The following is a 12416-nucleotide window of genomic DNA, read 5'->3' on the forward strand; positions in this document are numbered from 1 at the left end:
CCTCTCTGTCTGTCAGTTTTCCGGTTCGAGCATGATCGTGGCAAGCGGCGGCAGGACGAGCATCGCCCCGATATCGCCGCCAGCATCGACCGCCTGAACACGTCCGCCATTTCCCTTGCCGCTGCCGCCGTAGATTTCGGCATCGGTGTTGAGAATCTCCCTCCACCGCCCCGCAAGCGGAAGCGGCACATAATAGTTTTCCCGATAGACCGGCGTGAGATTGCAGATGACCGCCACCGGCTTTTCACCCGGCGCCATACGTAGCCAGGCGAAAACGGAATTGTCGTGGTCATCGACCACCAGCCAGCGGAAACCTTCGGGTTCGCAGTCGCGGGCGTGCAAAGCGGGTTTTGAACGGTAGGTGAGGTTGAGATCGCGCACGAGGCGGCGCATGCCCTCGTGCATCGGATATTGGCGCAGGTTCCAGTCGAGCGAGCCCTTTTCGCTCCATTCGCTCCATTGTGCGAATTCCTGCCCCATGAACAGCAGCTTCTTGCCGGGATAACCCCACATGAAGGCGTAATAGGAGCGCAGATTGGCGAATTTCTGCCAGTCGTCGCCGGACATCTTGGCGATCAGCGAACCCTTGCCATGCACCACCTCGTCATGGGAAAGCGGCAGCACGAAATTTTCGCTGAAGGCGTAAAGCAGGCCGAAGGTCAGCTCCTGATGGTGGAACTTGCGATGCACCGGCTCGCGCGAGAAATAACTCAGCGTATCGTGCATGAAGCCCATGTTCCATTTGAAGCCGAAGCCGAGGCCGCCCTCGTGGACGGGCTGGGATACTTTCGGCCAGGAGGTGGATTCCTCGGCAATGGTCATGACGCCCGGATGGGTGCCGTAGACGAGGGAATTCATCTTCTGCAGGAAACGGACGGATTCGAGATTTTCCCGTCCGCCATATTCATTGGGGATCCACTCGCCTTCCTTGCGGGAATAATCGAGATAGAGCATCGAGGCGACCGCATCGACGCGCAGGCCGTCGAGATGGAATTTCTCGGCCCAATAAAGCGCATTGTTGATGAGGTAGGACATCACCTCGATGCGGCCGAAATTATAGATGGCCGTGTTCCAGTCGGGATGAAAACCCTGACGCGGATCGGCATGTTCGTAAAGTGCCGTGCCGTCGAACCAGCGCAACCCGTGCTCGTCGGTCGGAAAATGCGCCGGGACCCAGTCGAGGATCACCCCGATGCCGACCTTGTGGGCGCCGTTGACGAAACGCGCAAAGCCCTCCGGATCGCCGAAACGGGCGGATGGCGCATAAAGCCCGGTCGTCTGGTAACCCCAGGAGGGGTCATAGGGATGTTCGGTAATCGGCAGGAACTCGATATGGGTGAAACCCATATCCGTGCAATAGGGAATGAGCTGGGCAGCAAGTTCGTCCCAGCTGAGGAAGGTGCCGTCCTCGCGGCGCTGCCAGGAGCCGGCATGCACTTCGTAAATGCTGATCGGCTGGCGGCGCTGGTCCACCTGCGCCCAATGTTCCCGGTGGGCCTGATCTTCCCATTTCTGGGTGAGTTCCGGCGCGGTGACGGAAGCGTTCTTCGGTCGCAACTCGGCGCGGCGGGCATAGGGGTCGGCTTTGAGGGGTAGAAGCTCGCCGTTTGCGCCGAGGATTTCGAACTTGTAGGCGCAGCCGGCATAGACGTCAGGCGCGAAGATTTCCCAAATGCCGGTATCCTTGCGGAACCGCATCACGTGCCGGCGGCCATCCCAATTGTTGAAATCACCGACGACGGAAACACGCCGCGCATTGGGCGCCCAGACGGCGAAGTGGAAACCCTCGACGCCCTCGAGCTTCAGCGGATGCGCGCCCATCCTGTCGAAGAGCCGCAGATGCGACCCTTCACGGACGAAATAATCGTCCATGGGGCCGAGAACCGGGCCGAAGCTGTAAGGGTCGGTCACCGCCCATTCGGCATCGTCGCGGCTGGCGCGATACCGCACCGGCTGGCGCTTCGAAAGATCGATCCGGCCTTCGAAAAAGCCGTCCGGATCGACCCGCTTCAATTCGCCCACGAAATTTCCATCCAGCGTCAGGACGGAAACCTCCTCGGCGCCAGGAATGAAACAGCGGGCGGAAAACCCTTCCGGCGTTTCGTGAACGCCGAGAAGGGCAAAGGGATTGGAATGCAAACCGCTCTTGATCGCCTCGATTTCAGCCTTCGTGATTTCGCCAGTCTTTTTCTCTTCGGCCGAATTGAGCGGTTTTTTCATCAGGCTCTCCAGATCTCGGTGGCATATTGGCGGATTGTCCGGTCGGACGAGAACCAGCCCATACGCGCCGTGTTGCGCACTGTCTTCGCATACCAGCTGTCCGGATCGCTCCAGATCGCATCCACCTCGCGCTGCGCATTGGCATAGGCGTCGAAGTCGGCGGCGACCATGAACCAGTCGCTGTTATAGAGCCCGTCGATCAGGCCGGTGAAGCGGGAACGATCATCCGGCGAAAAGACGCCTGACGCAATCGACGACAAAGCCTGTGACAGTTCCGCCGATTGTTCGATGATCGCACGGGGATTGTGACCCTCGGCGCGCGCCTTGGCCACCTCATCCGCCGTCATGCCGAAGATGACGATATTGTCTGCGCCGACATGATCGCGCATCTCGACATTGGCGCCATCGAGCGTGCCGATGGTGAGCGCGCCGTTGAGCGCGAATTTCATGTTGCCGGTGCCGGAAGCTTCCATGCCGGCCGTCGAAATCTGTTCCGAAAGATCGGCGGCGGGAACCATGATTTCCGCAAGCGAGACGTTATAGTTCGGAACAAACACCACTTTCAGAAGCCCGCGCACGGCCGGATCGTTGTTGATGACCCGGGCGATATCGTTGGCAAGCTTGATGATCAGCTTCGCGTTGTGATAACTCGGCGCCGCCTTGCCTGCGAAGAACTTAACGCGCGGCACCCAGTCCAGTTCCGGGTGGGAACGGATCTGGTCGTAAAGCGCCACCGTCTCCACCAGGTTCAGGAGCTGGCGCTTATATTCATGGATGCGCTTGATCTGGATGTCGAACATGGCCGAGGGATCGACGCGGATGCCCATGCGCTGCGCCACCGTATTGGCAAGCCGCACCTTGTTCAGACGCTTCACCTCGGCGAATTTCTCGCGGAAACCGGCATCGTCGGCAAAACGGTCGAGCGCGGTGAGCTTTTCCGCATCGTCGAGGAAGTCGTCGCCGATCGTCTCGCGCAGCAGGCTGGTGAGGCCCGGATTGCACTGCATCAGCCAGCGGCGCGGTGTGATGCCGTTGGTTTTGTTGTTGATGCGGTCAGGGTAAAGGCTGTGCAGGTCGGCAAAGACCGTTTCTTTCATCAGGTCGGTATGAAGGGCGGAAACGCCGTTGATGGAATGCGAGCCGATGAAGGCGAGATTGCCCATGCGCACCCGGCGCTCACCGCCTTCATCAATGAGAGAGATCGAACGGATCTGCTGATCCGCCATCTTCTTTTCCTTGCGGGCGTAGACCAGCGTGTTGGCGTTGATCGCATAAACGATCTGCATATGCCTGGGGAGAAGACGCTCGAGCAGCGGCACCGGCCAGCTTTCCAGCGCCTCCGGCAGAAGCGTGTGATTGGTGTAGGAGAAGGTGCCCTGGGTGATCTTCCAGGCTTCCTCGAATTCCAGCCCGTGCACATCGCACAGAAGACGCATCATTTCGGCGATGGAAATGGCCGGATGCGTGTCGTTGAGCTGGATCGAGACCTTCTCGGGCAGCGAGGTGAAATCGGGATATTGCTGCAGATGGCGGCGCAGAATGTCCTGCAGTGAGGCGGAGGAGAAGAAGAACTCCTGCCGCAGGCGCAGTTCCTGACCGGCCGGCGTCGCATCGGCGGGGTAGAGAACCCGCGTCAGGCTTTCCGCCTTGTTGCTTTCGCGCAAGGCGCCGATATGGTCGCCGGCGTTGAAGGCGGCCAGCAGAATGGGGTCGATCGGCTGCGCCGACCACAGGCGCAGCGTATTGACGCGCGTGCCGCGCCAGCCGACGACCGGCGTGTCGTAAGCCATGGCGATGACGCGTTCAGCCGGTTTCCAGACGAAACGCTGCGGATCTTCATAACCGCCGATCGTTTCCACCGAGCCGCCGAAGCCGACCTCATAGGAGCTTTCGCGGCGCTCGAATTCCCAGGGGTTGCCGTGCGCCAGCCAGGTTTCCGGCAGTTCCACCTGCCATCCATCCGCCATCTGCTGGCGGAAGAGGCCGTGCACGTAACGGATGCCGTAGCCATAGGCGGGAATGTCGACGGTCGCCATGGATTCCATGAAGCAGGCGGCGAGACGGCCGAGACCGCCATTGCCGAGCGCCGCATCCGGCTCCAGCCCGGCGATGACATCCAGATCGACGCCGAGCGAAGACAGGGCATCGCGGATTTCGTGCATCAGGCCGATATTGGAGATGGCGTCGCGCATCAGGCGGCCGATCAGGAATTCGAGCGACAGGTAATAAACGCGCTTGGAATTGTTGGCATAGGCCTTGCGGGTGGATTCCATCCACTTGTCGATAATGCGGTCGCGGACGACGAGGATGGTTGCGGTCAGCCAGTCATGCGGTTTTGCAACCTTGACGTCCTTGCCGATGCGGTAGGTGAGGCGTTCGATGATTTCCGACGCCATGATTTCCGGGTTGGAACTGCGCGGGGCGGGGCGGGGAAGATCGGCGGCGTTGAGATTATTGATCATTGGTCGGTCAGCACCTTGGTGGGAGGAGAGGGTCTGATGAGGTCGATCCGGCTTGCCTTTGCTGATGCCAGTTTATGCATCGATATGGAGGCGTGGCAACAGCATTTTTTCGGAAAATTGAACAGCTTAGCGCAATGAAAAATAAGTGTTTTTCTCGGCGCTCAAAGGATCGCCGAAGGCATCGATCGCCTGTGTGCGCCGTTCTTCGACGGATCTGCTTGGTCTTTGCGATGCCGGGCATCGGTCAGAAAAGGGAAAGAGGCTGCAATACTTCTGAAGTGGTTCACCGGTCCTGAAATCTGTTTCGAACTATCGGATCACACACTAGCCTTCACGCCTGCGAAAATTCAATGAAAATAAATGAGACAGCTCCGCCGCCGCGCCGACCTGCGGTGGGTGCGGGTATGAGTACCGGTTTCGGTCATCGTTTACGGCAGGAGAAACGGTTCCACCGTCATTCCGCCGGCCTGGATCGTCACCCTGGTATTCGGCGCAATGGCGCACCAGGGGGTGCAATCGAAGGAAAAGGGCTCCGAACTCAGCGCAATGCCTTCTTCCAGCCCGCGCCAGTAGAGCGTCGGCGGCTTGTCATCGCTCGACCAGCGGAAGGCGTGCACGCAATCGCCATCCATCAGTACGGCGCTGAAGCGCAAGGCGGAAGAAACCCCCGCCGCGAGCATCTTTTCCTGACAGAGGCGCAGCGCGGTAGAAATGGCGCGCACCGGATCGGCATCGAGGCCAAGGCCGGCGGCGATGAGGAAGATGGCTTCGCTGTCGCCGGTGCCGCGCCGGGATGCATAGATATCGTCGGGAATGAGAGAATCGATATCGCGCCTGATCTGTTCGTAACCGCCGATCTGGCCGTTATGCATGAACAGGTGTCGACCATGCACAAAGGGGTGGCAGTTGGCACGGGACACTTCGCCTGACGTGGCGGAGCGGACATGGGCCATGAACATGCCCGAGCGGAGCTGGTGGCAAAGCGCTGCCAGATTGGCGTCGGACCAGGCGGGCCTTGTATCGCGAAAAACGCCGGGCGTTCCGCGTTCGCCATACCAGCCAAGGCCGCAGCCATCGCCGTTGACGACGGTTTTCGCTTCCCTTGCGGCCATGGACTGGCTGACCAGCGATGCTTCCGGCTCGATCAGCAGGCTATCGAGCCAGACGGGTTTACCGGAATAGGCAAAGAGGCGGCACATTCATGCGGCTCTGTCGAAAGCCTTGTTTCCGAGCGCGAAGCCGACGGCGGCCTTCGCGTGAATGGCGGTCGAATCGTAACCCGGCAGCGGCAGGGCATCGGGGTCGATCAGCAGCGAAATCTCGGTGCAGCCGAGAATGACGGAATCGACGCCGAGCGCGCGGGCCTTCTCGATGACGGCGAGATAGCGTTCCCGCGAGCAGGACTTGATCTCGCCCTGGCAGAGTTCGCCGAAGATGATGTCGTGGATCGCAGCTCTGTCTTCCGCGTCGGGCACGACAACGTCGACGCCGTGGCGGCGCATGCGGTCGGTGTAGAAGCCATGTTCCATCGTGTAGCGGGTGGCAAGCAGAAGCGGCTTGCGGCGTCCGTCCGCCTTCAGGGCTGCGGCGGTTTCGTCGATGATGTCGATCAGCGCCACACCTGACATCTTCTCCACGGTGTCCGCAACCAGATGCATGGTGTTGGTGCAGATCAGCACGCAATCAGCGCCGGCATTGGCAAGGCGCGCGCCGGCCGCACCCAGAAGCGCACCGGCCTCATCCCAGCGATCGGCCTTCTGCAGGGCGACGACCTCGGAAAAATCAAGCGAATGCATGACGATGTCGGCCGAAACCAGCCCGCCGCGGCTGTCGCGCACGGCCTCGTTGATCATGCGATAATAGGTTGCGGTGGATTCCCAGCTCATGCCGCCGATCAGGCCGATCCGTTTCATAACTTTCCCCTTATCAAGTTTGATTGAATATAAGGATGCCATCGCTGTCACGAAAACGGCATGCGTTTTTACAGGGATTTCCGGGCATATGTGCAAGCGCAAGGCGCTTTTTGTGCATATGCCGCAAATTTGTTGCGTATTTTCGTTAACTGGTGCATCCTTTACGGATGATTGACGACCGCGACCGCCGAATCCTTGCGATTCTCCAGGAGAATGCCGAAACCCCGCTCGCCGATATCGCGGAGGAGGTTTCCCTGTCGTTATCCGCCTGTTCCCGCCGCATCACGCGGCTGCGGGCGGAAGGTTATGTGACGGGCACGATGGCGCTGCTCGACCGGCGAAAGATCAATCTGCCGACTACGGTTTTCCTGCTGGTGAGGACCGGCCTGCATGCCGAAGACTGGCTGGACAAGTTTCATGCGGCCGTCAGCACCATACCCGAAATCGTCGAGGTTCACCGGTTGACCGGGAATTTCGACTATATCCTGAAACTGGTGCTGCCGAATGTCGAATATTACGACACGGTCTACAAACAGATCCTGCGCCGCGTCCAGCTTTACGACATGTCCGCCTATATCTCCATGGAGACGGTGAAGCTGTCGTCATCGCTGCCGACGACGCATATCTGAGCGATCATCGAACCTTGATCAGCGTGCCGCCTCGAAACGGACGCCGAAGCGGAAGCTTCGCGTCTCGCCTGGTTGCAGCGTAATCGCATCCGCAAGTTCCGGCTGGTTGAAGGCGTTGGTGGGCGTTTCCACCGGTTCGAGCGCAATGGAGTGTCGCCTGTCACGGGCCAGCGTGTCGCCGGTGAAGACATGCATGTGCCCGCGTTCCTGCCATACCGTCAGGCTCGAACCGTCGTGCCGGTTTTCGAGCCTCGTTTCGTAAAGCCCGTTTTCGGATGCAATCAGATCGGTGAAGCAGACATCGAGCACATGGCCGGCCAGCGGTGCAAAGAGAAAACGGGTGTCGTCCCGTTTGACCATCCCGCCCTCTGGGTTACGCAGGGGGATCAGGTCTTCGTCTGTTTCAATGGCCGTTCGCGAGGGCAGCGTGAGGAGAAGATCGTCAATAGACGTCGTGCCGGGCAGGCGGAAATAGGGATGCCAGCCGGCGGCGAAAGGCAGGGGCCGGTCATCGCTGCTGATGCCGCGTATGTCGATGGCGACCTCATGGCCGGCGAAACGATATTCCACCTCGATGGCGAGACGGTAGGGATAACCCTTAAAATCCGCAGGCGCTATTTCGGCGCGGAAGACGAGAATGTGAGCGCCGTTTTTCTCGAAAGACTGCGCAAGTGCGAAGGGCAGGGCTCTGGCAAATCCGTGGAAGACGAGGGCCTCGTGAGCAAGCACCGGCTCAATGCGGTGCATCTGCCCGCCAAAACTGAACCGACCATCCGGGATGCGATTGGTGAAGGGTGCGAGAATGCCGTTCCTGACCCCGTTCTGCGACTGCATTTCGGCAGGCGTCGAATATCCGTCGACAAGATTTTCGCCTTCGCCGCCATCGGCAGAGACCGGCCGCCAGCTTAGAAGCGTCGCGCCCTCATAAGCGATTTCGGCAGTGAAACCGTTTCCGGAAACGGTCAGACCGGCAATCCCCGTGCCTGTCGTGGAGATAGTCATCGGGAAATTGTCCTTTGCATGCATGCCTCTGCGGTCATCGGGGCAATTACCGTGCCGACTCGCCCGATCATCTTCGCTGAAGGACAATTTCGCAATGGTTCGCAGGGGGCGTATCAACAGGCTCCTGCCATTCCATGTCTGCCGGGAAAATCAGTCCGGAAAGCTTCGCTTCGCGCCACTGAAAAACTCCATCAGCGCGGCCTGATCCTCGCCACCCAGCCCTGCCGCCGTCAGCATGCGGTGCACCTCGGCGCAAACCGCCGTCAGCGGCATGGCCGTGTTGGTGCGCCGGGCGAGATCCTGCGCGCCGTTGAGGTCTTTCACCATATTGTCGATGCGGCCGGTGCGGCGGTAGTCCCTGGCCACGTATCGCGGCATATATTCCTGCAGGATGGCGCTGTCGGCACGGCCGCCCTTCAGCGCCTGCGGGATTTTGGCGGCATCGACGCCGGCATCCAGCGCAAGCTGCGTTGCTTCCGCCACCGCAAGGAAATTCAGCCCGCACAGAACCTGGTTGATGAGTTTCGTCGTCTGCCCCGCGCCGCAGGGTCCCATGTGGGTATAATTGCTGGCCACATGCCGCAGCACGCGATGCGCATCGGCCACATCCGTTTCGCTGCCGCCGGCCATCAGCGTCAATTGTCCGATGAGCGCCTTTGGCGCACCACCCGAGAGGGGACTGTCCACCCAGCGAAGGCCTTTTTCCGCGGCATCTGCCGCCAGTTCCTTCGTCGCTTCCGGGTCGATGGAGGACATGTCGATGATGAGCGTGCCAGGCTTCGCCCCCGCCGCGACGCCATCCTTGCCGAAGACGGCGATGCGAACGATTTTAGGCGAATTGAGGCTGAGGATGACCACATCGGAGATCGAAGCCGCTTCCGCCGCCGTACCCGCGCTCTGTGCGCCGAGGCTCGTCAGCGCCGCCACCTTTTCCGCATCCAGATCGAAAACCGACAACTGATTGCCGGTCTCGATGAGCCGTGTGCCGATCGCCCCGCCCATGGCGCCGGCGCCGATCAGGGCGACTTTGTTCTTCTCGGTCATGGTGTTCACGGCCTCCTCCCAAAGTGTCGTGGTATCTTCGGTTCAAAACCGGATAGCCGCAGCCGGCCATCCGGTTTCAGCGTTTTTAAAGCGAAGCGGTGATGCCGCCGTCGACATAGAGAATATGTCCGTTCACGAAGGACGAGGCATCGGACGACAGGAAAATGCAGGCGCCGACAAGCTCTTCGACCTTGCCCCAGCGGCCGGCCGGCGTGCGCTTTTCAAGCCATGCCGAGAAGATCTCGTCCGCCACCAGGGCGGCGTTGAGCGGCGTGTCGAAGTAACCGGGTGCGATGGCGTTGCATTGCAGGCCGTATTTGGCCCAGTCCGTCGCCATGCCTTTCGTCAGGTTGCCGACGGCGCCCTTGGTGGCGGTGTAGGGCGCGATGCCGGGGCGGGCAAGGGCGGTCTGAACGCTGGCGATGTTGATGATCTTGCCACGGCCGCGGCTTATCATATGGCGCGCTGCAGCCTGTCCGGCGTGGAACACCGAAGCGATGTTGGTCTGCAGCAGGCGCTCGAAGGCATCCGCCGGAAAATCCTCGAGCGGCGTGCGATGCTGCATGCCGGCATTGTTGACCAGAATATCGATGGGACCGACTTCCGCCTCGAAACCGTCGATGGCCTTGCGCACCGCTTCATGATCGGTGGCGTCGAAAGCAAGCGTTTTTGCACCCTTGATGCCGGCGGCGGCGGTTTTAAGCTTCGCCTCGTCGCGCCCGTTCAGCACCACTTCCGCTCCCGCTTCCGCCAGCCCTTGCGCCAGCGCGAAGCCGATACCCTGGGACGAACCCGTGATCAGGGCGCGGCGGCCGGAAAGATCGAACAATTTAAGGCCCACTGTTTCCTCCAGTCTCTCGACATTGCATTCGTACAAGTTTATGTTATCGATAACATTCATCCCTTTCAGACGTGGATGTCAAGGCTTAAACGCCCGCTTTCGGTACGGATCGGGCGGGCGGGGAGGTGGCACGACGTGCAAATGCGCGTCAGGCGGCGGTGACAGGGATGCGGATTATTTTGTCGCGCCGCTCAGGTGCGATGTCGAACGGGAGATATTTATGAGAGCGATTGTTGCCCATGGGGCAAAGGATGTGCGCATCGAGGAGCGGCCCGAGGAAGCGCCGGGGCCGGGAGAAGTGCGGCTTCGTCTGGTCCGTGGCGGAATTTGCGGCAGCGATCTGCATTATTACAATCATGGCGGTTTCGGCGCGGTGCGGCTTCGTGAACCCATGGTGCTCGGCCATGAGGTCTCCGCCGTCATCGAAGAACTGGGCGACGGCGTGGAAGGGCTGAAGGTCGGCGGTCTGGTCGCCGTTTCACCGTCCCGCCCATGCAGAACCTGCCGTTTCTGCCAGGAAGGCCTGCACAACCAGTGCCTCAACATGCGCTTTTATGGCAGCGCCATGCCTTTCCCGCATATTCAGGGCGCTTTCCGTGAGGTTCTGGTGGCCGACGCCCTGCAATGCGTGCCGGCCGATGGGCTCAGCGCCGGTGAGGCGGCCATGGCGGAGCCGCTGGCGGTAACGCTGCATGCCACGCGCCGCGCCGGTGATTTGCTGGGAAAACGCGTGCTTGTCACCGGCTGCGGCCCGATCGGCATCCTCTCCATTCTGGCGGCCCGCCGCGCCGGCGCGGCCGAGATCGTCGCGACCGATCTTTCCGATTTCACGCTTGCCAAGGCGCGTGAGGCGGGGGCGGATCGTGTCATCAATAGCAAGGATGAGCCCGACGCACTTGCCGCCTATGGCGCGAACAAGGGAACCTTCGATGTTCTCTATGAATGCTCTGGCGCCGCCGTGGCGCTTGCCGGCGGTATTGCGGCGCTTCGTCCGCGCGGCATCATCGTCCAGCTCGGCCTCGGCGGCGATATGAGCCTGCCGATGATGGCGATTACCGCCAAGGAACTGGATCTGCGCGGCTCCTTCCGTTTCCACGAGGAATTCGCCACCGGGGTCGAATTGATGCGCAAGGGCCTGATCGACGTCAAGCCGTTCATCACCCAGACCGTCGATCTCGCCGACGCCATCTCGGCCTTCGAATTCGCCTCGGACCGCAGCCGTGCGATGAAGGTGCAGATCGCTTTTTCGTAAGCAAGGTTTCTACGCGCGAATGTGCCGACGTTTCGATTGGCGGCGGGTCATCCCGCCGCCGATTTTTTTCGGCGGGTTCTTGCCCGTGGAGACTTGTGAAGATGTTATCGATATCATCAACTGCTTTAGATACGTCATTCCGGCCTTGAGCCGGAATCTAGCCGACGCGCGTCTGCGCGGCGAGAGAGTCCTTTCAGCCCAAGGGCTTGGGCTGGCTGGATTCCGGCTCAAGGCCGGAATGACGGAGGGAAAGTGACGGACGCCAGCAAACGCCCCAGCCTGTCATCCCCCCTAACACGACTGCCGCATATTTTGCCCCGGGCTGCACCCACGACCGTCTTTACCGGCGTCGTTTCTGCCCATTTGCACATTTTGACGCAGGTCAAAAAGGTGATTTGCCGCCTGTCGTTTTTTGCGTTATCGAAATTTCAGAAATTACTGAAAATTCAGGAAACGTAAAAATGCCGACCAGCCTGTCCCCGCTCGTTCAGTCCTTCGTGCTGCATTTCGGTGAGATGGGCAGCCGCTGGGGCATCAACCGCACCGTCGGCCAAGTCTATGCTTTGCTTTATATTTCGCCGCAGCCGCTGTGTGCGGACGATATTGTCGAGGCGCTCGGCATTTCCCGTTCCAACGTGTCGATGAGCCTGAAGGAGCTGCAGGCGTGGAACCTTGCAATTCTCAAGCATTTTCCCGGCGACCGGCGCGATTTTTTTACGACGCCTGACGATGTCTGGCAGATTCTCCGCACCCTTGCCGAAGAGCGCAAGAAGCGCGAGATCGATCCCACGCTCAGCGTGCTTCGCGAAATTCTGATGGAAACGCCGGAAAACGAAGAAGAGCGGCATGCGCAGAAGCGCATCGACGAGATGAAGACGCTGATCGAGCAGCTGACCGGCTGGTATGACGATGTGAAGCGGCTGGAGACGGAAAGGCTGGCCTCGCTTCTGGCGCTCGGCTCGAAGGTCACGAAGCTTCTGGAGGCCAAGGACAAGATCGTCTCCCTCGCCAGACCCCGTAGCGCGAAGAAGGACGGGTGAGGAGAGCGGCCGT

Annotated in this window: 11 protein-coding genes; 4 read left to right on the plus strand and 7 right to left on the minus strand. The window is 60.4% G+C overall.

What is annotated here, in order from left to right; all coding sequences use genetic code 11:
• Nucleotides 1-12 precede the first annotated feature (12 nt).
• From glgB to N5D22_RS16295, 4 genes are all read right to left on the minus strand, one after another.
• Complete coding sequence (glgB, locus tag N5D22_RS16280; protein WP_279656835.1) at nt 13-2220, minus strand: 1,4-alpha-glucan branching protein GlgB; 2208 nt, start codon at nt 2218-2220, stop codon at nt 13-15.
• Nucleotides 2220-4682, minus strand: coding sequence for a glycogen/starch/alpha-glucan phosphorylase (locus N5D22_RS16285; protein ID WP_279656834.1), 2463 nt, complete (start codon nt 4680-4682; stop codon nt 2220-2222). The genes glgB and N5D22_RS16285 overlap by 1 nt, the downstream gene beginning before the upstream one ends.
• A gap of 428 nt (nt 4683-5110) precedes the next feature.
• Nucleotides 5111-5881: a class II glutamine amidotransferase gene (locus tag N5D22_RS16290; protein WP_279656833.1), complete on the minus strand. Its 771-nt coding sequence runs from the start codon at nt 5879-5881 to the stop codon at nt 5111-5113.
• On the minus strand, nt 5882-6595 hold the full coding sequence (locus tag N5D22_RS16295; RefSeq protein WP_279656832.1) for an aspartate/glutamate racemase family protein: 714 nt from the start codon (nt 6593-6595) through the stop codon (nt 5882-5884).
• Between the two features lie 167 nt (nt 6596-6762).
• On the opposite strand from N5D22_RS16295, the gene N5D22_RS16300 reads away from it, so the two are divergent.
• Nucleotides 6763-7224 carry an Lrp/AsnC family transcriptional regulator gene (locus N5D22_RS16300; RefSeq protein ID WP_279656831.1) on the plus strand — a complete coding sequence of 154 codons (462 nt, stop codon included), beginning with the start codon at nt 6763-6765 and terminating at the stop codon, nt 7222-7224.
• An 18-nt stretch (nt 7225-7242) separates the two neighbouring features.
• On the opposite strand, the gene N5D22_RS16305 is transcribed toward N5D22_RS16300, so the two are convergent.
• The 3 genes from N5D22_RS16305 to N5D22_RS16315 form a co-directional block, all read right to left on the minus strand.
• Nucleotides 7243-8226, minus strand: a complete 984-nt coding sequence (locus N5D22_RS16305) for an aldose 1-epimerase (RefSeq protein ID WP_279656830.1) — start codon at nt 8224-8226, stop codon at nt 7243-7245.
• Nucleotides 8227-8376: 150 nt separating this feature from the next.
• The gene (locus N5D22_RS16310) at nt 8377-9270 is read right to left on the minus strand and encodes an NAD(P)-dependent oxidoreductase (protein ID WP_279656970.1); all 894 of its coding nucleotides are present in this window, start codon (nt 9268-9270) and stop codon (nt 8377-8379) included.
• A gap of 85 nt (nt 9271-9355) precedes the next feature.
• Entirely contained in the window at nt 9356-10111 is a 756-nt protein-coding gene (locus N5D22_RS16315) for an SDR family oxidoreductase (RefSeq protein ID WP_279656829.1), read from the minus strand.
• Nucleotides 10112-10331: 220 nt separating this feature from the next.
• Here N5D22_RS16315 and N5D22_RS16320 point away from each other — a divergent pair, with 220 nt between their 5' ends.
• The 3 genes from N5D22_RS16320 (at nt 10332) to N5D22_RS16330 (ending at nt 12403) form a co-directional block, all read left to right on the plus strand.
• Complete coding sequence (locus tag N5D22_RS16320; protein WP_279656828.1) at nt 10332-11363, plus strand: L-idonate 5-dehydrogenase; 1032 nt, start codon at nt 10332-10334, stop codon at nt 11361-11363.
• Between the two features lie 252 nt (nt 11364-11615).
• Nucleotides 11616-11822: a hypothetical protein gene (locus N5D22_RS16325; RefSeq protein ID WP_279656827.1), complete on the plus strand. Its 207-nt coding sequence runs from the start codon at nt 11616-11618 to the stop codon at nt 11820-11822.
• 2 nt (nt 11823-11824) lie between these two features.
• Nucleotides 11825-12403: a GbsR/MarR family transcriptional regulator gene (locus N5D22_RS16330; protein ID WP_279656826.1), complete on the plus strand. Its 579-nt coding sequence runs from the start codon at nt 11825-11827 to the stop codon at nt 12401-12403.
• Nucleotides 12404-12416: the final 13 nt, after the last annotated feature.

The organism is Agrobacterium sp. GD03872 (genome assembly GCF_029840625.1).
Taxonomy (GTDB): domain Bacteria; phylum Pseudomonadota; class Alphaproteobacteria; order Rhizobiales; family Rhizobiaceae; genus Agrobacterium; species Agrobacterium fabrum_A.